The organism is Terasakiella sediminum (assembly GCF_033100395.1).
GTDB lineage: Bacteria > Pseudomonadota > Alphaproteobacteria > Rhodospirillales > Terasakiellaceae > Terasakiella.
Window position 1 is genome coordinate 1 of record NZ_JAWLVJ010000009.1, and the last position, 23,999, is coordinate 23,999.

The window sequence follows — 23,999 nt, forward strand, 5'->3', positions numbered from 1 at the left end:
TGTGCGCTTAACCCGCTTGTTTTCTTTGTTTCCCATAATAAGTCTCCAATCTGTCAACTTATTTCAGGACGGGTCAAGCACAAGAAAAAGGTCGCTTCTGGAAACAGAGGCGGCCTTTTTTTGTATCTGTAACACTGTCATCCCGGACCTGTTCCGGGACAACCCGCGAGATCAAGTCTGAACGTTTCTTATCGTCCTCACCTGATTGTCCCGGAATAAATCCGGGATGACAGGGAAGGGGGAGGTCAAGAAACAGACTTCAAATCCGTTTTCTTGAAATTCTTTTTCTTTGCGCCGCAAGTGGGGCACTTCCATTTTTTATCGAGTTCTTCAAACGCCAGGCCGCCCATGGTGGCCGGGTCGTAGATAAAGCTGCCACAGCCGCATTTCCAGCGTTGCGGTTCAAATTCTTTGATGGCACCCAGGCGCGACAGGGGCATCATTGCCTGAGATTTGCTCAGTTCTTTCATCACTAAAAACATTGGTCCAACCCTGTAATATTATTTTTTTGATGAGGCGGACTCTACAGAGGATCAGAGACTCTTTGATGACTCTTTTGTGATTTTAACGGCTAACCACACCTGTCTCATCGGCTTTAATCTCGAAAGCTGCAGCCATCAGCGCTTTGGTGTAAGGTGTTTGCGGGTGATCGAAGATATCGTTGCGCGGGCCTTGTTCAACAACCTGACCGTTTTGCATGACCAGCACATTATGGCTCATGGCGCGTACGACTTTTAAATCATGGCTGATGAAGATATAGGCGAGGTTATGTTTGGCCTGTAGATTACGCAACAAGTCAACGATTTGGGCCTGCACCGACATATCAAGCGCACTTGTGGGTTCATCCAGAATGATCAGACGCGGTTTCAGGATAACAGCGCGCGCAATGGCGATACGTTGGCGTTGCCCGCCGGAAAATTCATGCGGATAGCGGTCTTGGGCTTCGCGCGGTAGGCCGACTTCTTCCAGAATATCACCGATCATCTGACGACGTTCTTCGACGGTGGTGGTCGGGCTGTGGATCAACAGGCCTTCTTCAATGATCTGATGGACGGACATGCGTGGTGACATGGACCCAAAGGGGTCCTGAAACACCATTTGCATTTCCCGGCGAAGCGGGCGTAAGTCTTTTTGCGTGAGGGCTTGCAGGTCTTTCTCGTCAAAGACCAATCCGCCTTCGCTGTCTTCCAATCGTAGAATGGCGCGGCCCAATGTGGACTTGCCGGACCCGGATTCCCCAACCACACCCAGTGTCTCGCCCTGTTTGACGGAAAGGGAAATGCCGTTTACCGCTTTGACATGACCAACTGTGCGTTTGATGATTCCACGCTTGATGGGATACCAGACCTTGAAGTCATCCACCTTCAGGATTTCCCGTTTATGATCAAACTCTTGCGGTGTACCAGACGGTTCAGCGGCCAGCAGTTTCTGCGTATAGGCATGCTGGGGATCATCGAAAATTTGTGCGCAGTCGCCTGTTTCTACAATTTTGCCTTGGTTCATGACACAGACCCGATCTGCCATGTTGCGCACAATGGTCAGATCGTGGGTGATCATCAGAATGGCCATATCCAGTTTTTGCTGCAGTTCCTTTAACAGCTTCAGGATTTGCGCCTGTACGGTCACATCAAGGGCAGTTGTGGGCTCATCTGCAATCAGGATATCCGGTTCATTGGCAAGGGCCATGGCGATCATGATGCGTTGCTGCTGCCCACCGGAAAACTGATGGGGCAGGGCTTTCAGGCGGTCTTCGGTTGTTGCATTTTCCAGCCCGACGAGCTTTAACAGTTCAATCACCCGCTCACGTGCCTGACGTTTGGTCATCAGCTTATGGACAAACAACACTTCGCTGATTTGCCGTTCAATGGAATGCAATGGATTGAGGGAATTGAGTGGTTCCTGAAAGATCATGGCGATCTGGTTACCCCGGATCGAACGGATACTGCGATCATCCTTGCTGAGCAGGTCTTCCCCGTTAAAGGTCACGCTGCCGGATGGATGATGGGCACGCGGATAAGGCAGCAGTTTCAGGATGGAAAGGGCACTGACCGATTTGCCCGAGCCTGATTCGCCGACTAGGGCAAGGGTTTCGCCTTTATTCAAGGAGAAAGAGACACCGCGCACGGCTTCGTCTTGTCCGAAATTGACGCGCAGGTCTTTGATATCTAACAAGGCGTTACTCATTGAAAGGTCTTCCTTGGATCAAAGGCGTCACGCACCGCTTCACCGATAAAGATCAAAAGTGACAGCATGATGGAGAGCACGAAGAAGGCGGTCAGTCCCAGCCACGGAGCTTGCAGATTGTTTTTGCCCTGGTTCAGCAGTTCACCTAACGAAGCGGACCCCGGTGGCAGACCAAACCCAAGGAAATCAAGTGCGGTCAGTGTGGTGATCGATCCATTGAGGATAAAGGGCAGGAAGGTGAAAGTCGCGACCATGGCGTTGGGCAACACATGGCGGATGATGATGGTCGTGTCCGATACACCCAAAGCCTTGGCGGCACGCACAAAATCAAAGTTTCTGGCACGCAGGAATTCGGCGCGCACCAATCCGACCAGCTGTACCCAGGAAAACAGTAGCATGAGGCCCAAAAGCCACCAGAAATTCGGTTCCACAAAGCTTGCCAGAATGATCAGCAGGAAGAGGGTGGGCAGACCTGACCAAATCTCAATAAACCGTTGACCCATCAGGTCTACCATCCCGCCGAAATAGCCTTGGACTGCGCCAACCGCAATGCCGATAATGGAACTGGCAATGGTCAGCACCAGCCCGAAGAGGACGGAGATACGGAAGCCATAAATCAGCCGGGCGACCACATCGCGCCCCTGATCATCTGTGCCGAGCCAATTGTCCGCACTTGGCGGGGCAGGGGTGGGCACTGTCAGGTCATAATTGATACTGTCATAGCTGTAACGCACAATGGGCCAGACGATCCAGCCGCCCGTATCGGTGATCAGGGCTTGAACCTCCGGGTCACGATACTCAGCCTCTGTTTCAAAGAAGCCGCCAAAGGTGGTCTCGGGATATTCGTTCAAAAAGGGCGTGTAGATGCTGCCTTCATATGAGATCAGCAAGGGCTTGTCATTTGCGATCAGTTCTGCAAAAAGCGACAGGGTAAAGAGCGCAAGGAACAGCCAGAGCGACCAGAACCCACGACGGTTCACCTTGAAATTCTGCCAGCGTCGTTGATTTAAAGGGGACATGTTATCGTGCCTCAAAATCAACGCGGGGATCAATGACGTGATACATGATATCACCGATCAAATTCATGATCAGACCCAAAAGCGTAAAGAAATAAAGGGTGCCAAACACGACCGGGTAATCCCTGTTAATGGCGGCTTCAAACCCTAATAGGCCAAGCCCGTCCAGCGAGAAGATAATCTCGGTCAGAAGCGATCCGGTAAAGAAGACCCCGATAAAGGTCGCGGGGAAGCCTGCGATCACAATCAGCATGGCGTTGCGGAAGATATGACCGTAAAGCACGCGGTTTTCGGTGATGCCTTTGGCACGCGCCGTGATGACATATTGCTTGTTGATCTCTTCCAGAAAGGAGTTTTTGGTCAGCATGGTCAGGCTGGCAAATCCACCGATGACCATGGAGAGAACAGGCAGTGCAATATGCCAGAAGTAATCTTTAATCTGGGCAAGGGTGCTTAAGTTTTCCCAATTGTCCGATGTCAGGCCGCGCAATGGGAACCAGTCCAAATAACGCCCACCTGCAAAGACAACGATCAACAGGATGGCGAACAGGAAGCTGGGGATCGCATTGCCCAGGATAACTGCGCCACTGGACCAGACATCAAAACGTGACCCATCACGAATGGCTTTTTTGATGCCTAGCGGGATGGAGATCAGATAGACCAGCAGGGTCGTCCATATCCCCAGTGAAATAGAGACAGGCATTTTTTCCAGCACCAGATCGACCACACTGTCATCACGGTAAAAGCTGTTGCCAAAATCAAATCGCACATAGCTGCCCAGCATCTGGAAGAACCGTTCATGTGCGGGTTTATCAAAGCCAAACTGCTGTTCGATCTCTTTAATCAGTTCAGGCGGAACCCCTTGGGCACCGCGATATTGGGAATTTCCGGTGTTGGCGCTGCTGGAACCCTGAACTTCGCCGCCGTTGGTGCCGGAAACACGCGCTGTGGCATCGACCGCTTCGCCCTGAATTTTCGCCAGCATTTGTTCGACCGGACCACCGGGGGCAGCCTGGATGATGACAAAATTCAGCACCATGATGCCAAACAATGTAGGGATAATCAGCAAAAGGCGTCGCAGGATATAAGCGAGCATGGATCAAGGGGGCCCTGTTCTTTATCTTTTCTCTTCATAGTTTTAAGAGATTGAAAGCCCGTGGGCAAGCCAAATAAGCTCACTTTCATGTGAGCAAATGGTGCGCTTTTGGTTGACGAAAGGCTTAGAGCGCGCTATGCGCTGTGAAAGCTTTTTAACGGATAGAATGTGGATCAAGTCTCATGGGTTTTAACTGTGGTATCGTCGGCCTGCCAAACGTAGGTAAATCAACGCTTTTCAACGCTTTGACCTCAACTGCTGCGGCAGAAGCGGCCAACTTCCCGTTCTGTACCATTGAACCAAACACAGGCCGTGTGGGCGTGCCGGATGATCGTCTTTATAAACTGGCTGAGATCGCAGGTTCTGCCAAGATCATTCCGACCCAGCTGGAATTTGTTGATATCGCTGGTCTGGTACGCGGCGCCTCCAAAGGCGAAGGTCTGGGTAACCAGTTCCTCGCCAATATCCGCGAAGTAGACGCCATCATCCATGTGTTGCGCTGCTTTGAAGATGACAACATCACCCACGTGGATGACAGCATTGACCCCATCCGTGACGCGGAAACCGTTGAAACCGAACTGATGCTGGCCGATCTTGAAAGCCTGGAAAAACGCGAAGTCGCGTTGGTTAAAAAAGCCCGTGGTCAGGATAAAGAGGCTGCGGCCACCCTGAAGATCGTTGAAAAATGCTTGGAAGTCCTGCGCGAAGGTAAGCCTGCCCGTGTGGTGGAACGCCGTGACGAGGAAGAAGAAAAACTCTTCCAAATGCTGCAACTTCTGACCTCCAAGCCTGTGCTTTACGTTTGTAATGTGGAAGAAGACAGTGCCGCTGAAGGCAACAGCATTTCTGCCAAAGTGTTTGAAAAAGCCGAAAGCGAAAATGCCCGCGCGGTTGTGATCTCAGCGCAAATCGAAGAAGAAGTTTCCAAACTGGACAGCGAAGAAGACAAGGCGGAATTCCTGGAAAGTCTGGGGCTGGAGGAAACGGGGCTGGCCCGTATCATCCGAGAAGGCTACAAACTGCTCGACCTTCTGACCTTTTTCACCGTTGGCCCGAAAGAGGCCCGCGCTTGGACCGTTCTGGTCGGCTCCAAAGCCCCGCAAGCTGCTGGTGTCATCCACACTGATTTCGAACGCGGCTTCATCAAGGCCGAAACCATCGCCTATGAAGACTATGTTGAACATAACGGTGAAACAGGCGCCAAAGAAAACGGCAAGATGCGTCAGGAAGGCAAAGAATATGTCACCAAAGACGGTGACGTTTTCCACTTCCGCTTTAATGTTTAAGGCATAAAACACATTTGTCATTTCTTGCTGAGGCAGGAATCTATTGAAAGGGGCTCTTGGGCCCCTTTTTTTATTGTTTTTGTATTATCTTACGAGAAATGGTTGTCTATACTCTCCGTATAAAGAGCAAATTATTCGGGGGAAGAAATGAGCTTACAACATACGCCACTCTATAAGTTTCTGGAAAAGAACCAGGCAGAACAACAAGGCCCAGCAGCTGATCCAAACTATGCCGCGATGGCACTGGATATGGAAAAAGAAGCCCGGGAATTGCTGAATGGCGTTGCGCGCACGTTTGAACATTATCCTTCCCACGGGTTTGATCATAGCCATGCGATCATCGAAAATATCTCCAACATTCTGTTTGATGGCGACGGCAACCCACTGGCGAAAAAGCTGAATTATGTGGAAGCCTTTCTGATCATTGGGGCGGCTTACAGTCACGATCTGGGCATGCGGATCAGTGATGTTGAGAAAACGGAATTTCTGGACTCTCAAAAATTTACCGACTGGTTGAAAGAAGAAAAGAACGAACAGGGCCGCGAAGATTGGCAGCTTTATAAAGATATTCGCGACGGTGAAGATGAGAAAAGCAAAGATATGTCAGAAGCTGTGCGAGACTTTTATGCCGCACGTCAGCTGGACTTTCTGATCGCCTCTTACTTCCGAAATGCCCATGCGCTTCGAAGTGGACATAATCTGCGCCTGAAATCTGATTGGTTTTCGATGGTCAAGGATGATGACGTGCGAAAAGCCATCGCTGTGATCTCCGAAGGTCATGGCGTCGGTTATGACCGTCTGGAAAATGATCATCTTTATAGTGAAGACAGTCGATGTGACGGGCAGGCCATTAATCTGCGTTTTTTGGCGATCTTGCTGCGCTATGGTGATCTGTGTGATATCCGCAAAGATCGCACTCGTTCTCTGGTGCGTAACCTGACCTTTATTCCAAAAGACAGCTTGCCCCATTGGGATCAGTATGATGATATTCATCACAAGAATATCTCTCCTGAAAAGGTTGCCTTCAGCGCTTATTGCAGCACGCCGGAAAGCTATCGCACCTTGCGCGAATGGTGCAAATGGATGGAAGAGGAATCCAACCGCGCAACCTTGGTTATGACACGGGCCAAGCGACATAACGATTGGATCCCGCCGGAAATCCGTCTGGCGGATGCGCAAAAGAAAAGTGGCGGTGATGCAAATGCGACCATCTATGTGCTTGCCTCTGAAAGGGCCAATTTCATTCCCCATGACTGGAAGTTTGTGGTGAATGATAAGCTGGTGATGCAGCGGCTAGTCTATGATGTCTATAATGACAGTCAGGATTTCCTGCGCGAATTGATTCAAAACGCGCTGGATACCAACCGGGCAAAAATGATTGAACGTTTCTTTGAAAATGAAGATGTGCCGGACTGGCTGCCGGATGTGGATCAGGCCATCCGAAACAAATTCCCCGTCCATATCGACGTGGAAACGGTTCGCGAAGATGACGAAGACGTTCAATATATCACCGTGACCGACAAGGGCATGGGGATGACGGAACATATCATCCAGAATTATTTCCTGCAGATCGGTTGCTCTTATTATAAGTCCGACGATTTCGAAAAAGAACTGGGCCACAATCCCCGTGGTAAATTCACCAGCCAATTCGGGGTGGGGTTCTTATCCGTCTTTGCCGTTTCGGATTATGTGGAAGTTGAAACCTATAATGCGACGGAAAATAAACCGCTGAAACTGATCTTGACCAAGCCGGAAGATTACCTTCTGCCGCGACATATGGAGAAGCCGAAGTCAACGGGTACGAAGATCAGGATCAAAATGCGTAAGCCTTTTGACGAGGGGGAGTTGAAGGAGAAAGTGGGCCGTTGGTGTCAGGCTGTTGAGTTGCCTGTTTTATTTAATAATGTAAGTATTTTTACAAGTAGTGATTTGGAGTTTTATGTTTGGGATAATATTGTTTCAAATAAAGGTAAGGCTCTTATTGTAGAGCGGGCAAAATTTAATAATAATGAAATATCTGTAGATTTTGGTTTTATTTTAGACACCTATACTGGTCGGCTGCTTCCAGCTAGCTCAGTCGTAGTTTTGACGCAGAAAATGGGAATGCAAATAAGAAACGAGTATTTTCGGCATGGGATTTTGAATGGAGAATTGAATGTATATGCAACTGAGCCTGGATTTAGTTTTATTCATATAGATGACCGTTGCTTTAAAACAAATATTTCTATGTCTCGTAATGGTGATATTGGGTTCTGGGCTGCAATTAAAGAACTATCAGAATTACAGAATTTTATTTCTCGTTTTTTGTTGGTTTTTTTTGAAAAGTATCAAGATGTTCTTGGCCAAAAAGCAAGATTGGAACTTGCAGAATTTTTTAAGAAAATAGGTTGTGAATATGAAGATTTACCAATTTTAAAATTGTATAAAAGAGGGGCAGAACGGTGGGTGTCGATTTCTGAATTGCGAGAGGTTGGAAAGTTCTATCACTATTCCTTTTTTGACTTTATGTCAGCTGATAAATATTTGTATCCTTATATTACAGAAGTGATGGGGTTTGATCCTCAACCTATTGAAATATTAGATATGAAGTTGGTTGGTGTAGAAGACTACGAATTTTCTCACATAGAGACATATGTTGGGCGAAAAAGTGAGAGGTTTGAAGAAATTGATCATGGATATTTTGAAGATATTTCTGAATCTAAACAGTGTTTTTTGAGTAGCCGTGCATTTGGTTTTCAGATAGTAAATACCTTGCATCCTGTTGGTAATTGGCTGAAGCGGTTATTGACGGAAATTGATATTCCTTCTGAATATAGCGGTTATGTTCCTGGGCGTTATTCAAATCTGGGTACGGTAAAAAAATGGAATGATCTTCCGGGTCTTCCTGATGAATTAAAAGCGCCCACTGATATCCCGCCTGAGTTTGAACAATATCCGGAAGATTCGTAAAGCAATGGTGCATTGAAAAGACCCCGGCCTTCGCCGGGGTGACGGTGGGGTGGGTATCATGTATGTTGTCTCAGGCACGTCCTCGCCCTATCCGCAAATCCCCGTCATTCCTGCGCAGGCAGGAATTTTTCTCCGTCTCTCCCCACCCTTCGAATCCACCTCATCTCCCTCCATCCTCTCCCCCTAAAAGTTGAGTTTTTGGGTTTAAACCAGTTTTTATCTGACTATCTTCTTAAGTAAGGAAAACAAGAGCCCATAAGGCCTGTAGGGCTTTTGGGGCTTGCTAAGCGCTTGAGGCGTCAGACTCTTTAAAACAGGTGTTACCAAACCGTCGTATTTGAAAGCTGTGTGGTAATACCAGAAGGGCAGTTTTCTGCGGTTTTTCAAGGGTTTAAGCCTAGACATTTGGGTTCATTTGTGGTGTATATAGGCCACGTTTTATTTCTAGATATCTGCTGGGGGTCTCTTTCTGGCGGCTGTCTTTTATTCACTCTTGCATAAGCGGAGGAAGTTTAGTGCTAGAAGAATATCGCAATCATGTCGAAGAGCGTGCGGCTCTCGGTATCCCCCCTCTCCCCCTGTCTGTTGAACAAACAACAGCCCTGGTTGAGCTTTTGAAAAACCCACCTGCGGGCGAAGAAGACACCCTTGTTGAGCTGATCACACATCGTGTCCCAGCGGGTGTTGATGACGCTGCGCGTATCAAAGCTGGTTTCCTGGCAGAAGTTGCCAAAGGTGAGATTGCCTGCTCCCTGATTTCCAAAGTCAAAGCAACTGAACTTCTTGGCACCATGTTGGGTGGTTTCAACATCGAACCGATGATCGCCCTGCTGGACGATGCAGAAGTTGGTGAAACAGCGGCTGAAGGTCTGAAAAAGACTTTGCTGGTATTCGACTATTTCTTCGACGTTAAAGAAATGGCTGAAAAAGGCTCGAGCAACGCCAAGGCTGTAATGCAGTCCTGGGCGGATGCTGAATGGTTCACAAGCCGTGACGAAGTTGCAGAAAGCATGAAGCTGACTGTCTTCAAGGTAACAGGCGAAACCAACACGGACGACCTGTCTCCTGCCCCTGATGCGTTTACACGTCCTGACATTCCAATGCACGCATTGGCGATGCTGAAAAACCCGCGTGATGGGATTGAGCCAGAAGAAGCAGGCGTTCGCGGTCCGATTAAATTCATCAACGATCTGAAAGAAAAAGGCAACCTGGTTGCTTATGTTGGTGACGTTGTTGGTACGGGTTCTTCTCGTAAATCTGCGACAAACTCTGTTCTGTGGTGGACAGGCGAAGACATTCCATTCGTTCCGAACAAGCGTTTCGGCGGTGTGTGTCTTGGTTCCAAAATCGCGCCGATTTTCTATAATACAATGGAAGACTCTGGTGCGCTGCCAATCGAACTCGATGTTACGCACATGGAAATGGGCGACGAGATCGAACTGCGCCCCTACGAAGGCAAAGCCCTTAAGAATGGCGAAGTTGTTTCTGAATTTAAAGTGAAGTCTGAAGTCATCTTTGATGAAGTACGTGCCGGTGGCCGTATCAACCTGATCATCGGTCGCGGCCTGACAGCACGCGCACGTGAAGCACTGGGTCTGCCAGCTTCTGACCTGTTCCGCGTTCCGGCTGAGCCGAAAGATACAGGCAAGGGTTACACGCTTGCACAGAAAATGGTTGGTAAAGCCTGTGGTCTGCCAGAAGGCAAAGGCATCCGTCCGGGTACGTACTGTGAGCCTAAGATGACAACTGTTGGTTCGCAAGATACAACAGGTCCAATGACACGTGACGAACTGAAAGACCTGGCTTGTCTCGGTTTCTCTGCTGATTTGGTTATGCAGTCTTTCTGTCACACATCTGCTTATCCAAAGCTTGCAGACGTAAATACACATAAAACACTGCCTGACTTTATTGAAACACGTGGTGGTGTGGCCCTTCGTCCAATGGACGGTGTTATTCACTCCTGGCTAAACCGTCTGCTGTTGCCTGATACTGTTGGTACAGGTGGGGACAGTCACACCCGTTTCCCACTGGGGATTTCTTTCCCGGCTGGTTCTGGCCTGGTGGCGTTTGGTGCAGCAACTGGTGTTATGCCACTGGATATGCCTGAATCCGTACTGGTTAAATTCTCAGGTGAATTGCAGGAAGGTGTAACCCTGCGTGATATGGTTAACGCCATTCCTTTCTATGCGATCAAGCAAGGCCTGCTGACCGTTGAAAAAGCGGGTAAGAAGAATATCTTCTCCGGCCGTATCCTGGAAATCGAAGGTCTGCCTGACCTGAAGGTTGAACAAGCGTTCGAACTGTCTGATAGTGCGGCGGAACGTTCGGCGGCGGCTTGTACAGTTCACCTGAACAAAGAGCCAATCATCGAATATATGACCTCTAACATCACCCTGATGAAATGGATGATCGCAGAAGGTTATCATGATGAGCGCACACTGAAGCGTCGTATCACAGCTATGCAAGAATTCATTGCGAACCCAGAGCTGATGGAACGCGATGCAGATGCTGAATATGCAGCTGTGATCGAAATCGACATGAACGAGATCAAAGAGCCTATCGTTGCTTGCCCGAACGATCCGGACGATGTGAAAACACTGTCTGACGTTGCAGGTGCTAAAATCGACGAAGTGTTCGTCGGGTCTTGTATGACAAACATCGGTCACTTCCGTGCGGCTGGTAAAGTGCTGGACGGTCTGACCGATCTGCCAACACGTCTGTGGGTTGCCCCACCAACCAAGATGGATGCTGCTATTCTGACTGAAGAAGGCTACTACTCTATCCTTGGTAAGACGGGTGCACGTATGGAAACACCTGGTTGTTCTCTCTGTATGGGTAACCAGGCGCAGATCCGTAAAGGCTCAACTGCGATGTCTACGTCCACACGTAACTTCCCGAACCGTCTGGGTATCGATACCAATGTTTACCTTGGTTCTGCGGAACTGGCAGCTGTTTGTGCACAGATTGGCAAGATCCCGACAAACGAAGAATATCAGGCCAAAGTGAAGCCATTGAATGATGTGGCTGACGATGTTTATCGTTACATGAACTTTGACCAGATCCCTTCTTTTGTTGAAAAAGCAGCGACTGTAGAAGTTTAAGCGTTAAGCTGACTTAAAAGAAAAGCCCCGCCTGTTGATGCAGGTGGGGCTTTTTTGTGTCTGTTTGGCAAAGGTTATGTTGTATTCGTGTTTTTGCGAATGCAGGGGCGGTTCCATTGGGTCCGAACGCGGGCCAGTTCGGAATAAAGCGCGTTGATCAGTTGCGGGTCAGACCCGATTGGGCTGTAGAGGCCGACCACGCGCGGTGTCAGGGTGATTTTATTTTCGTCGTTGGCGTTGGTGAAAATCAGCGTGCGGCTGCTGCCAAGCGCCATGATGGTATTTTCAATGGTGGTTTGATTGATGGTGCGCGGGATGGGCAGGATGGTGCCAACCACGGGGCCTGTCACGCCGATAGACTGCATGGTCAGACCGCCCGCCAGACCATCGGCCCCGACACTGCCCAGGCTGGAAATTTCAACACCGCCTTTTTGGGCATAGACATCTGCGGTCACACGAAGCCCCAAGCCGATATAGACCGGAATGGTCACCGATTCATAAAGTTGATCAACCACTTCTGTTGCGGTGAGTGCGGTTTTATTTTCGCCCACCAGCTTGTTACCAATTGGCTTATTGTTCATGGCATAGATGATGGCTTCGTAGGCCGCGACCGCTTGATGCTTGCTCAGCGCATCAGAAAGACGCGCGACATGGGTTTCATTGGTGCGCTTGTCTTTGATGATTTTACGGATATAGAAAGACACGGGGACGGTGTCATTGTTCACATAATCCAGAATCGCTTTATAGTTTGAACCTTCTGTGGTGATGGCGACCGGGCCAAACCCTGTTTTGGCATTGTTGGCAACCTGAGAGATGGCAAATCGGATGGAGATATCAGGCAGGCCGTCCAGCAGAGGTTTGAATTCAACATTTTCCTGCGTATAGCCCTGGCAGCTGCCCGCCGTTGTCACTGTTTCAATAGGCAGACCGTCAAGCGGCACATATGTGGAATTGGAAGACAGTTCCCCCAAGGTTGGAACGGTTGATGGCAAAGCACTGCAGCCCGCCAGCAGCAAGGCAGCGCCTGCTAAAAAAGAGAAACGTTTCATTATTCCCCACCCCTGTTGATTATACCTTTGTTAAATAAGGTAAAAACCATAACACCTAAAAATTGTCGTGTGAAGGCTCTTATGTTTTCGCGTTTATCTTGTGTGATGCGAAGAAGAAAGGGAGGAATGTTACCAGGTCAGGGCAAGAGTGACTTTTTGATTTTTGACCATGCCCAACCATTCAAGCAGGGAGGTTGTAAACAGCAAACCAAGGCCAAACATCCCGCCTGTAACCAACATGAAAATCCAAAGAATCCAATCCCAGATTTCAATTTCCGGCATGCCAGCATATTGGAAGGTGAGTTCCTCAGTTGTCTGACCCGTCAGCGCATAGTCATGCTTTTCAAAGATCGTGATGACATCATCAACCTTTGTACTCAGCATTGAGGTGTCACCATGAATGAGGTCTGACAGTTCCGATTTGACAGCGCGATAGCTTTTCTCTGAGGTACGATAACGATCCAGAACAACGATGATCGCTAAAGCAAACCCGAGAATGAGTGATCCGTAAAGATAAAGAAAAAACATTAATCGTTACTCCCCTTTAACGGAGAATAGAGGAGAGGGGAATGAATGCAAATCGATCAATTGGGCAGGCTGCGGTGCAGGACTTTTTTGATGTTGGAATCTTCATGTGAAAGATGGCCCGCGATCATTTTATCGACTAAGCTGATGGCTTCGTGAATGCGGGAGAAATCTTTGGTTAAGATGACTTCATCGCGCAATTCATAAAGTTTGTTCAGGATATTTTGATGAGACATGCAATGGGCATCAAAATTATCGCAATGAATGTTAGCCATGATGGCTTCTTCATAGGAAAAATGAGTTTCAATTTCGTCGATGATGGTCAGATACTCTTCGAAGATACAGTCCGGTATGGGCGTCATACGTTCAAATAAACGCAGATTTTCCAGCCGATAGGCCATGCGTTTATGCTGAAGATCAATGGATGTGACATCCGTGTTCAGCTTATCTGACCAGGCAATTTCCTTCACCGTCGTATCCATCGCGTATCCTTCTTGCTATTTTTAGTGCGCATCTATGGATTTATACGTAGCCAGTCTATAGATTTTTTTAAGAAACATCAACTTCTGGTGTGAAAATATATCCGGCACCATAGACTGTCTTGATCAAGGTGGGATCTTTCGGATCTTCCTCGATCTTCTGACGTAAATGGCCAATGTGCACATCGATAGAGCGATCGAAAGGCGAAGATTCTCGACCCCGCGCCAAATCCAGAAGTTGATCCCGGCTCAAAACCCGGTTGGGATGACTGGCCAAGGCACAGAGCAAATCAAACTGTGCCGCTGTCAGCGATGATTCTTCCCCATTGGGATTGATCAGTTTGCGCGCCATCCGATCCAGCGTCCATCCTGCAAAGCGCATTTCAGAGATATCATCACCTTGCGGGGCAGCTTTGGACTGACCCTTTGCCCGGCGAAGCACACTGCGTACCCGCGCGCGCAATTCACGTGGTTCAAACGGTTTGGAGATATAGTCATCTGCGCCCAGTTCCAGACCAATGACCATATCGGCCGTTTCGCCCATGCCGGTCAGGATGATGACCGGGATATGATTTTCGGTGCGGATTTCGCGCAAAAGGTCCAGACCATCTTCGCCCTGAAGCATCAGATCAAGCACGACCATATCCACGTCACCCTTGGCGAGGGCCGTTTTCATTTCTTCGCCGCTGGCCGCACTTGAAGCACGGAAACCCACGCCTGTCAGGCAGCGTTCCACCAATGCACAGATATGTGGTTCGTCATCGACAACTAAGATGTGGCCTGTGTCTGTCATCTGGTCCCTACGTATTCTTTTTGGTTTTTCAACATTTTACCTGAGTTTTTATTTCGGGGAAAGCCGAAAGAAACTTTCAGGTTAAGGATTTCGATCCAGTGCATTGCGCACCCGGTTTGCCAGTTCCAACCGTTCAAACGGTTTGGCGATTAAATCCAGCTGGCCCTGAAAAATCCCGGTCTGATCCATCACCTTGTCGGGATATCCGGACATAAACAGCACGGGCATATCGGGTAGTTTTTCGCGAATTTGTTCCGCCATATGGATACCGTTCAGGCCCCCGGGCATTTCGATATCGGAAAAGACCAGATCAAAATCCTGATCCATTTCCAGAATGCCCAAAGCTTCATGGCCATCGCACACCGCAATGATTTCATACCCCAGTCTTTGCAGGCTGTTGGCGGCAAATCCGCGCACGCCCGGGTCATCTTCGACCAGAAGAATCCGTTCCGTCCCTTGCGGTAGGTTGGTGTTGCGTTTGGGCTGGGGTTCCGTTTTGGCAACCTCACTGCTGCGCGGCAGCACGATTCTGAAGGTGGTGCCTTCGCTTGGGGTGCTATCGACCTGAATATGGCCCTGGGACTGGCGCACAAAGCCGTAAATCATCGAAAGCCCCAGTCCACTGTTCGGCCCTTTTTCTTTGGTGGAAAAGAACGGCTCGAAAATTCGTTCCATAATCTCGGTGGACATGCCGGTGCCAGTATCTTTCACCGAAATCACCACATAATCACCCGGTGTCAAATCCACATTGCGATCAGAGAAAACGTTCTTCAACGTGACATTTTCTGCATAAATCTTGAGAAGCCCGACCCCGTTCATGGCATCACGTGCGTTGATGACAAGATTGAGAATCGCATTTTCCAGCTGGTGCGGATCGATCAGGACGGGCCAAATGTTCTGATTGACCTTCAATTGCATTTCCACCTGCGCGCCTAACGCGCGGCCCAACAGGTCTTTCATTCCTAAAATCAGTTCACCTGCATCACTGATGCGTGGCTTTAGCGGCTGACGTCGGGCAAAGGCAAGCAATTGCTTTACAAGTTCACCGCCGCGCCGCGCTGCATCAAGGGCGGGATCGACCATTTCAAGTAACGTCGGGTCTTCTTCCCCTTCTTCCTGCAATACAGAAAGGTTGCCTATGATGATGGTCAGAAGATTGTTGAAATCATGGGACAGGCCACCAGTTAATTGCCCGATGGCTTCCATCTTTTGGGCCTGACGGAATTTAAATTCGGCATCGCGCACGTCGGTCACGTCCTGTCCCAGCACGAAGTAACCGATGACTTCTTTCTGTTCATTGACGTGGGGGACATAAGACACAAGCGCGTGAACTTCGCGGCCATTGGCCAGTTGCATCATAAATTCGCGCGATGTCTGTTCGCCGTTGAGCGCGGCAGCAATGCAGGGTTTGAGTTCGTGATAGGTTTTTTCACCCAGAATATCGCGAGGGTTGCCGCCCACGATCTGTTCCGGGTCGCGGCCAAACCAGTCTTTGTATTGCTTGTTGGCGAAGGTGTAGCCTTCTTTGGCATTTACATAGCCGATCAGTGCCGGAACCGTATCGGCGATCAGGCGGATGCGTTCTTCCGATTCCTTTAAGGCGTCCAGGGCGTTTTTCAGTTCTGCCGTGCGTTTCTGAACGCGCGCTTCCAATTCATCATTGGCATTACGAAGGGCAATCTCAGCCTGTTTGCGTTGGGTGATATCTTTATAGATGGTCACAAACCCGCCGCCCGGCATGGGATTGCCCTGAATTTCCAGAATGGTGCCATTGGGACGTTCCCGCTCCATCACGTGGGGGAGGAATTTTTTCGCCTCTGCCACCGTGTCGGCAATAATGTCTTCTACCGGGAACTGACCATATTCGCCGCGCTCCGCGTTATAGCGAATAAACCCTTCAAAAGGGGAGCCGTAATAGCCGAATTCTTCGATGGGGAAATCTGTCAGTTCAAAGAACTTTGAATTCCAGGCAACAAGGTTTAGGTCGGCATCAAAAATTGAGAAACCATCATCCAAATGTTCCAGACCTGTCTGGACAAAGGCCCATTGCTGGGCGTCCAGCGACGGCCCATCCAGGAGATTAGAAGCTTGATTCTTATGACGTTTGTGTGCGTTTCCCATCGACATACCTACTTTTAAACCATAATTAGGCTATCGAAAAGAGAGAACGTCAGGGGTGAACTTTACATTCCTTTACAATGTTTATCCAAATCCTGAATGTCTATGCATTGACCCTTCACAGTTTTCAGTTAGCCTCCAAGTATCGAAAAAGCGGCGTTGACGTTTACGTAAACTTTTTGTTTCAAGCGAAACATTATCAGTGTTACGCTGACGCCCTTGAAAGAAGCAAAGAAGTAAACGGCTTAATGAATAGGCCGATGAAACGGGGAGAGTAAACATGACAGGGCAGACGCCCATTTTGGAAGTCAACGACATTTCATTGCGTTTTGGCGGTGTGCGCGCACTGAGCAATGTCAGCTTCAATGTAAAAAAAGGCGAGTTATTTTCCATCATCGGACCAAACGGTGCGGGGAAGACATCGCTGCTGAACTGTGTCTCCGGGCGGTATTCGCCGCAAGAGGGTTCTATTAAATTCAATGGCAAGGAAGTCACCAAGATGACACCGAACCACCGTGCTGAACTGGGCATGGGGCGGACCTTCCAGAACCTGGCGCTGTTTGCGCATATGTCGGTTCTGGATAACATCATGGTTGGACGCCACCATTTGATGAAAAACAATTTCCTGACCGGTGGAATGTACTGGTTTGGCGGTGCGCAAAAAGAAGAATTGATCCACCGTCGTGAAGCCGAAGACATCATCGATTTTCTTGAAATCTCCCACATTCGAAAATCAGTTGCCGGCACGCTTTCCTATGGTCTTCGCAAACGTGTAGAGCTGGCCCGTGCGGTTGCTCTGCGCCCTGACCTGTTGTTGCTTGATGAACCAATGGCCGGGATGAACCTGGAAGAGAAAGAAGATATGGCGCGCTATATCTGCGATCTCAACGAAGAATGGGGCATGACCGTTGTCATGATCGAACACGACATGGGTGTGGTCATGGATATTTCAGAACGCGTCATGGTGCTGGATTTCGGTAAGAACATTGCCGAAGGCCTGCCGGATGAAATCATGAACAATGATTATGTGAAACGCGCCTATCTGGGTGTTGATGAAGATGATGAAGCCGAAGGCGAGGTCGCTTAAGATGAGCAATTATTGCGATATCAAGGTGCATGACACCTTCCCGAAAATTCTGCGTTACAACGCACAGAACTGGCCCAATGATGTTGCGATGCGCGAAAAGGAATTCGGCATCTGGAACGAATTTACCTGGGCGGACTACCACAACGAAGTAAAGCTTCTGTCTGTTGGTATGCATGCGTTGGGTTGCGGCAAGGGCGACACGGTCGGCCTGTTGGGTAAAAACCGTCCTGAATGGGTCTGGGGTGAGGTGGCTGCACAAGCCATCGGGTCCATGTCCATGGGGATTTATGAAGATTCACTGGGGCCGGAAGCCTCTTATCTGATCAACTATGCGGAAACAAAAATCGTTATCGCAGAAGATGAAGAACAGGTGGATAAGCTTCTGGAACTGGAAGACGTAACGTCCATCAAGCACATCATCTACTGTGACCCACGTGGCATGCGTAAATATGATGATCCTCGCCTGATGGATCACGACGATCTTAAAGAACTGGCCCGTAAAGAGTTGGAAAAAAATCCAAACCTTTATGATGAACTGGTTGATATGGGTAAACCTGATGATGTTGCCATTCTCTGTACAACATCCGGGACAACGTCCAATCCGAAACTGACCATGCTGCAGTCCGGTCCTTTCCTGGATCATTCCCTTGCCTATCTGAACGCTGACGGTCGTGAGCCAGGTGACAACTATGTCTCGGTACTGCCGTTGCCATGGATTATGGAACAGGTTTATGTGGTTTCGCAGGCGTTGATCGCCCGTGTGATCGTAAACTTTGTGGAAGAGCCGGAAACCATGATGGCTGACTTGCGCGAAATCGGCCCAAGCTTCGTCCTTCTTGCACCACGTGTGTGGGAAAATATCGCCGCTGACGTACGTGCCCGCATGATGGACTCCACCAAGTTTAAACAGAAAATGTTTGAATGGGGCATGAAGCTCGGCATGGAAGCACTGGATCGTGGTGAACGTTCCAAGCTGGCTGATTTCATTTTGTTCCGCGCCTTGCGTGACCGTCTTGGTTTCACAAACTTGCGCTCTGCCGCAACAGGTGGGGCTGCGATGGGGCCGGATACATTCCGTTTCTTCCTCGCCATGGGTGTTCCGTTGAAACAGCTTTACGGTCAAACCGAAATGGCGGGTGCATATACCATCCACCGTGGTGACGACATTGATTTCGATTCCGTTGGCTTCCCGTTTGAAAATGCGGAAATCAAGATCGAAAATCCTGATGAAGAAGGCGTTGGTGAAATCGTTTCCAAGAACTCTGGTATGTTCCTGGGTTACTATAAAAACGAAGAAGCCACCAAAGAAGACGTTCGTGACGGCTGGATGTGGACTGGCGATGCTGGTTACTTCAAGAAAGAAAACGGCCATCTGGTGGTTATCGACCGGATCAAGGATCTGGCAGAAACATCCACAGGCATTCGTTTCTCCCCACAATTCATTGAGAATAAACTGAAATTCTCTCCATTTGTGGCGGAAGCTGTAATCCTGGGTAAGGACCGTCCGTATCTGTCGGCGCTGATCTGTATCCGTTTCTCCATCGTGTCCAAATGGTGTGAGCAAAACCAGATCGCCTTTACCAACTATACAAATATTTCTGCCCTGCCAGAGGTGTATGCCCAGGTGAAAGCAGAGATCGATAAAGTAAACGCAACCCTGCCGGAAGCGCAGCAAATTCAGAAATTCGTACTGCTGTACAAAGAACTGGACGCCGATGATGGCGAGCTGACACGTACCCGTAAGGTACGCCGCAAAGTGGTTGCAGAAAAGTACGCAGAAATCATCGATGCAATCTATGAAGATGCCCCAGAGGTACACATTGACACGATGATTACATTCCAGGATGGCTCCAAATCACGCATCGTGACTGACCTTGTCGTTGAAACGATGGATGGTGCCAATATTCCTCAAGCAAAAGCTGCGGCTGAATAAGGGAGATAAACGCTATGAACTGGGATCTACTTTTCCAGCTGCTGATGAATGGCCTGATTATCGGCTGTTTGTACGGTGTGGTCGCGATGTGTTTCGTACTCATCTACAAATCCACGCAAATTGTAAACTTTGCCCAGGGTGAATTCCTGCTGATCGGTGCCTGGGTGTGCTGGTGGTTCCTGACCACCTGGGAACTGCCCTTCCTGGTCGGTTTCCTCTTTACCCTCGCTTTCATGACCGTGTTCGGGATTATCCTGCAGGTCGTGGTGCTGCGCCCGATGATTGGCGAGCCGATCATCTCGGTCATCATGGTGACCATCGGTCTGTCGCTCTTCTTCCAGGCGGGTATGAAATGGATGTTCGGTGTTGACGTACAGCCATTCCCGAAAGTGTTTGATACTGAAGTTGTTGAATTCTTCGGCTTCCAGATCCAGACAGCCTACATCATGAGTTTGGTGATCTCCTTGTTCATCATGGTTGGCTTTGCATGGTTCTTTAAATCTTCCAAACACGGTCTGGCCATGCGTGCCACAGCGTTTGACCAACAGGTGGCACAGTCTCTGGGTATTTCGGTTAAATCCGTATTTGCTATGGCCTGGGCGATCTCGGCAGTCGTATCTGCAGTCGCTGGTGTGGTTATCGGTATCGTGAACGGCGTTTCTGACACGCTTGCCTTTATCGGTATCAAAGTATTCCCGGCTGTGATCCTGGGTGGTCTGGACTCGATCGTTGGTGCGATCGTGGGCGGTATCATCATCGGTCTCTTGGAAAACTTCGCGGAATTTGCTGATGGTCAGTGGTTCCAGGTTGGCAACATGTACACAATCGCACCGTTCTACGTTCTGGTTATCATCCTGATGATCAAACCTTACGGCTTGTTTGGCACAAAAGATATTGAGCGAGTATAAATAGATGGCTGGTTATAACATGATGCGGTGCGGTGAATTCCGCACCACCTACGAGAAAGACACGACCATCTTTCCGACCCCTATGTCGAAGAAATTCGCAATCCTTGGTGTTCTTCTCTGTGTCGTAGCACCGCTGCAATTCGGTGAATTCACCTTCGTCAGTGACTTCATGCTGACCCTGATGATCCAGATCGGTTACATGGCTATTGCGGCCCTGGGTCTGAATATTCTGGTTGGTTTCACAGGCCAGATTTCATTGGGTCACGCAGCGTTCTTCGGGTTTGGTGCATTTGCCTCAGCCTGGATGAACAACGACTTTGGTATCCCGGTCTTCTTCGCCATCCCGTTGGCAGGGGTTCTGACCATGGCCGTCGGCATGATCTTCGGTATGCCAGCTGCGCGTATTAAAGGTCTGTATCTGGCGATTGCGACACTGGCGTCCCAGTTTATTCTGGAAGACTTCTTTGCCCGTGCCGACTGGTTTACTGGTGGTGCTGCCGGTGCCTTGGCGAACCCGTTTGAAATCTTTGGTTTCGTTGTTTCCGGTGACCGCAGTTACTACTACGTAGTTCTGGTTTATCTGGTGATCCTTTACATCGTAGCAGCAAACCTAATGCGTTCACGTGATGGCCGTGCTTTTGTTGCGGTCCGTGACCACTATCTGTCTGCGGAAGTTATGGGGATCAACCTGACCTGGTATCGTGTTCTGTCCTTCGGTGTCTCTTCATTCTACGCCGGGATCGCGGGAGCACTTTATGCACACTATCTGGAATATGTATCTGTTGAAAGCTTCAACCTGCTGCTTTCAATCCAGTTTATCGGCATGATCATTATTGGTGGTCTGGGCTCTGTCATGGGCTCGTTGATGGGAACCGTCTTTATGGTTCTTCTGCCTGAGATTATGCAAATCGGTGCGGGTGCACTGGCTTCTATCCCGGGTGTTGGAAGCGAGTTCCTGGATGGCATCAACTTCTTAAAAGAAATGACAGTTGGTCTGGCAATCGTCTTGTTCCTGATCTTTGAACCGGAAGGATTGGCGCACCGCTGGAGAATGACCAAAGCTTATTGGAAGCTCTATCCATTCTCATACTAGTTCGAGAACTTTTCGAAACTCTGTGGGGCGATAATAACAATAATAAATGCCCCGGATCACCTCTACAGGAAGGTAACTTTAAATAAAGGGAGACGCATTACATGCGCAAATTACTTACAGGCCTTATGGCTACTTCAACTGCAATCGCTTTTGCTGGTTCTGCACTGGCTGCTGACAAAGTTCTGATTGCAAACCTGGCTGACCTGACAGGCCCAACAGCATCTGTATCGAAGCCTTTCACAGATGGTAAAAAAGACGCGGCGGCTTACATCAATGCCAACGGTGGTATCGCTGGCAAGATGATTGAACTGGACACAATCGACTATGGCTATAAAGCCCCATTGGCGATCGCACAGTACAAAAAATGGAAATCTGCTGGTGCTGCTGTAATTCAGGGCTGGGGAACAGCGGATACCGAAGCACTTGTTGGCTTCGTTGGTCGTGACAAGATCCCTTACTATTCTGCTTCTTATTCTGCGCACTTGCAGGATCCAAAAGGCAAGTCCAAGCACACCAAAAAGCCTGCACCATACAACTTCTTTGCAGGTCCTTCATACTCTGACGGTGCGCGTGCTGTAATCCAGTGGGCTGCGGAAGATGCGAAGAAAAAAGGCATTGCCAAGCCTAAGTTCGTCTTCATGGGCGACAATCACCCATATCCAAACGCTGCGAAAAAAGCGGCTGAAGGCTATGCGGCTGACCTGGGCTTTGAAGTTGGTGCAAACATTGTTTACTCCATGAAAGCGGGTGACTTCAAAGCACAGTGTCTGTCTCTGAAAGAGTCTGGTGCACACTATGCTTACCTCGCAAACACTGGCGGTTCCGGTATTTCCCTGCTGAAATCCTGTAAGTCTGTTGGTGCAACGACACAGTTCGTGACAAACGTCTGGGGTATGGACGAAAACGTGATGAAAGCGGCTGGTACAGCGGCTGACGGCGTAGTCTTCCCGATGGGTGCAGCTGCTTATGGCGCTGATGTTCCTGGCATGAAGATGGTTAAAGCCATCAACGCTGCCGGTTCCAACAAGCCACACCACAATGTGCACTACCTGCGTGGCGTATGTTCTTTCTTCTACATGAAAGAAGCCATGGAATGGGCTGATGCCAACGGTGGTATCAAAGGCGAAAACATCAAGAAAGGTATGTACCAGAAGAAAGACTGGGTACCTGCAGGTCTTGAAGGCGTTTGCCCGGCTGGTACATGGACAGATGAAGACCACCGTGGCCACATGGACGTATTCGTCTATGCAGCGAACGTAAAAGCTGACCCGGATCCTAAAAAGTCCGTAACTGAGCTTCTGGCTGACGGCACAATCGGCATGACCAAGCTGTTTGATGCGAAGCTGGAACGTAAAGACGAGTGGCTCGGCCTCTAAGGATTACCTTCCTGAGGTGTGGGAACGCCCTGGCTCTGATTATATCGGGGCGTTCCTTCCACTCTTTTCATAGACCGTTATTCATTTATCCATTTTAAAGAAAATTGCCCGCATTCAAGGGCCCTTAAGAAAAAGGAAAGACGACATGGCAGAGGCAGCTTTGGCACAGGAAAATGCAGAAATGATGCTCAGCGTCAATAACATCGAAGTGGTGTATGACGAAGTGATCTTGGTTCTGCGCGGGGTGAGCCTGGATGTTCCCAAGGGCGCACTCGTTACCTTGCTGGGTCCAAACGGGGCAGGGAAATCCACCACACTGAAAGCGATTTCAGGCTTGCTGGGCACCGAAGACGGGGAAGTTACCCGTGGGGATGTGACTTATAATGGTCAGGATATTGCTAACGGCAGCCCGGACAAAATCGTGCGTGAAGGGATTTTCCAGGTGATGGAAGGCCGACGTATTATTGAAGATATGACCGTGATTGAAAACCTGCGTCTGGGTGCTTACACCCGTAACGACAGCGCAGCCGACATCAAGGCGGATATCGAAAAAGTATTCCACTATTTCCCACGATTGAAAGAACGCACTGGTCTTGCCGGGTATCTTTCCGGTGGGGAACAGCAGATGCTGGCAATCGGTCGTGCGATTATGTCCAAGCCGGATATGATCCTGTTGGATGAACCTTCCATGGGTCTGTCACCGCTGCTGGTGAAAGAAGTGTTCGAAATTATCCGCACACTGAATAAAGAGCTGGGCATCACTATGTTGCTGGTGGAACAGAACGCCAATATGGCGCTGAAACACTGCGATTACGGTTACATTATGGAATCGGGCAAGATCGTGCTGGATGGCACACGTGAAGAACTGCTCAACAACGAAGACGTGAAAGAATTTTACCTTGGCGGGGGCGGGGAAGAACGCAAATCGTTCAAGAACCTGAAATCTTACAAACGTCGTAAGCGTTGGCTCTAGGGGCTTAGCCACATTTCGTTCGCAGATCATAAA

General features: G+C 49.2%; 18 protein-coding genes. 9 read left to right on the plus strand and 9 right to left on the minus strand.

Going from position 1 to position 23,999, the window contains the following annotated elements:
• Positions 1 to 245: 245 nt before the first annotated feature.
• The 4 genes from RYZ26_RS08500 to RYZ26_RS08515 form a co-directional block, all read right to left on the minus strand.
• On the minus strand, positions 246 to 482 hold the full coding sequence (locus RYZ26_RS08500) for a rubredoxin (RefSeq protein ID WP_317682763.1): 237 nt from the start codon (positions 480 to 482) through the stop codon (positions 246 to 248).
• Positions 483 to 564: 82 nt separating this feature from the next.
• Positions 565 to 2,184: an ABC transporter ATP-binding protein gene (locus RYZ26_RS08505; protein WP_317682764.1), complete on the minus strand. Its 1,620-nt coding sequence runs from the start codon at positions 2,182 to 2,184 to the stop codon at positions 565 to 567.
• Positions 2,181 to 3,203 (minus strand): ABC transporter permease, encoded by a 1,023-nt coding sequence (locus tag RYZ26_RS08510; protein WP_317682765.1) that lies wholly within the window; start codon positions 3,201 to 3,203, stop codon positions 2,181 to 2,183. Before RYZ26_RS08510 ends, RYZ26_RS08505 begins: the two co-directional genes overlap by 4 nt.
• 1 nt (position 3,204) lies before the next feature.
• Positions 3,205 to 4,296: a microcin C ABC transporter permease YejB gene (locus RYZ26_RS08515; protein ID WP_317682766.1), complete on the minus strand. Its 1,092-nt coding sequence runs from the start codon at positions 4,294 to 4,296 to the stop codon at positions 3,205 to 3,207.
• Between the two features lie 182 nt (positions 4,297 to 4,478).
• On the opposite strand from RYZ26_RS08515, the gene ychF reads away from it, so the two are divergent.
• From ychF to acnB, 3 genes are all read left to right on the plus strand, one after another.
• The gene (ychF, locus tag RYZ26_RS08520; RefSeq protein ID WP_317682767.1) at positions 4,479 to 5,582 is read left to right on the plus strand and encodes a redox-regulated ATPase YchF; all 1,104 of its coding nucleotides are present in this window, start codon (positions 4,479 to 4,481) and stop codon (positions 5,580 to 5,582) included.
• A gap of 249 nt (positions 5,583 to 5,831) precedes the next feature.
• The gene (locus RYZ26_RS08525; RefSeq protein ID WP_317682768.1) at positions 5,832 to 8,531 is read left to right on the plus strand and encodes an HD domain-containing protein; all 2,700 of its coding nucleotides are present in this window, start codon (positions 5,832 to 5,834) and stop codon (positions 8,529 to 8,531) included.
• A gap of 515 nt (positions 8,532 to 9,046) precedes the next feature.
• Complete coding sequence (gene acnB / locus RYZ26_RS08530) at positions 9,047 to 11,632, plus strand: bifunctional aconitate hydratase 2/2-methylisocitrate dehydratase (protein WP_317682769.1); 2,586 nt, start codon at positions 9,047 to 9,049, stop codon at positions 11,630 to 11,632.
• A 74-nt stretch (positions 11,633 to 11,706) separates the two neighbouring features.
• On the opposite strand, the gene RYZ26_RS08535 is transcribed toward acnB, so the two are convergent.
• The 5 genes from RYZ26_RS08535 to RYZ26_RS08555 all read right to left on the minus strand — a co-directional run bounded on the left by RYZ26_RS08535 (position 11,707) and on the right by RYZ26_RS08555 (position 16,599).
• Positions 11,707 to 12,681: a hypothetical protein gene (locus RYZ26_RS08535; RefSeq protein ID WP_317682770.1), complete on the minus strand. Its 975-nt coding sequence runs from the start codon at positions 12,679 to 12,681 to the stop codon at positions 11,707 to 11,709.
• Positions 12,682 to 12,810: 129 nt separating this feature from the next.
• A complete protein-coding gene (locus RYZ26_RS08540; protein ID WP_317682771.1) occupies positions 12,811 to 13,209 on the minus strand; it encodes a hypothetical protein in 399 nt (132 codons plus the stop codon).
• A 56-nt stretch (positions 13,210 to 13,265) separates the two neighbouring features.
• Positions 13,266 to 13,688, minus strand: coding sequence for a bacteriohemerythrin (locus tag RYZ26_RS08545; protein WP_317682772.1), 423 nt, complete (start codon positions 13,686 to 13,688; stop codon positions 13,266 to 13,268).
• A gap of 67 nt (positions 13,689 to 13,755) precedes the next feature.
• Positions 13,756 to 14,478, minus strand: coding sequence for a response regulator (locus tag RYZ26_RS08550; RefSeq protein WP_317682773.1), 723 nt, complete (start codon positions 14,476 to 14,478; stop codon positions 13,756 to 13,758).
• 81 nt (positions 14,479 to 14,559) lie between these two features.
• Complete coding sequence (locus tag RYZ26_RS08555; RefSeq protein ID WP_317682774.1) at positions 14,560 to 16,599, minus strand: PAS-domain containing protein; 2,040 nt, start codon at positions 16,597 to 16,599, stop codon at positions 14,560 to 14,562.
• 277 nt (positions 16,600 to 16,876) lie between these two features.
• On the opposite strand from RYZ26_RS08555, the gene RYZ26_RS08560 reads away from it, so the two are divergent.
• The 6 genes from RYZ26_RS08560 (at position 16,877) to RYZ26_RS08585 (ending at position 23,966) form a co-directional block, all read left to right on the plus strand.
• Positions 16,877 to 17,683: an ABC transporter ATP-binding protein gene (locus RYZ26_RS08560; RefSeq protein WP_317682775.1), complete on the plus strand. Its 807-nt coding sequence runs from the start codon at positions 16,877 to 16,879 to the stop codon at positions 17,681 to 17,683.
• Between the two features lies 1 nt (position 17,684).
• Positions 17,685 to 19,616, plus strand: a complete 1,932-nt coding sequence (locus RYZ26_RS08565) for a long-chain fatty acid--CoA ligase (RefSeq protein WP_317682776.1) — start codon at positions 17,685 to 17,687, stop codon at positions 19,614 to 19,616.
• Between the two features lie 14 nt (positions 19,617 to 19,630).
• Positions 19,631 to 20,524 carry a branched-chain amino acid ABC transporter permease gene (locus RYZ26_RS08570; RefSeq protein WP_317682777.1) on the plus strand — a complete coding sequence of 298 codons (894 nt, stop codon included), beginning with the start codon at positions 19,631 to 19,633 and terminating at the stop codon, positions 20,522 to 20,524.
• Between the two features lie 4 nt (positions 20,525 to 20,528).
• A complete protein-coding gene (locus tag RYZ26_RS08575; RefSeq protein ID WP_317682778.1) occupies positions 20,529 to 21,617 on the plus strand; it encodes a branched-chain amino acid ABC transporter permease in 1,089 nt (362 codons plus the stop codon).
• 101 nt (positions 21,618 to 21,718) lie between these two features.
• On the plus strand, positions 21,719 to 22,993 hold the full coding sequence (locus tag RYZ26_RS08580) for an ABC transporter substrate-binding protein (RefSeq protein WP_317682779.1): 1,275 nt from the start codon (positions 21,719 to 21,721) through the stop codon (positions 22,991 to 22,993).
• A 145-nt stretch (positions 22,994 to 23,138) separates the two neighbouring features.
• Complete coding sequence (locus RYZ26_RS08585; RefSeq protein ID WP_317682780.1) at positions 23,139 to 23,966, plus strand: ABC transporter ATP-binding protein; 828 nt, start codon at positions 23,139 to 23,141, stop codon at positions 23,964 to 23,966.
• Positions 23,967 to 23,999: the final 33 nt, after the last annotated feature.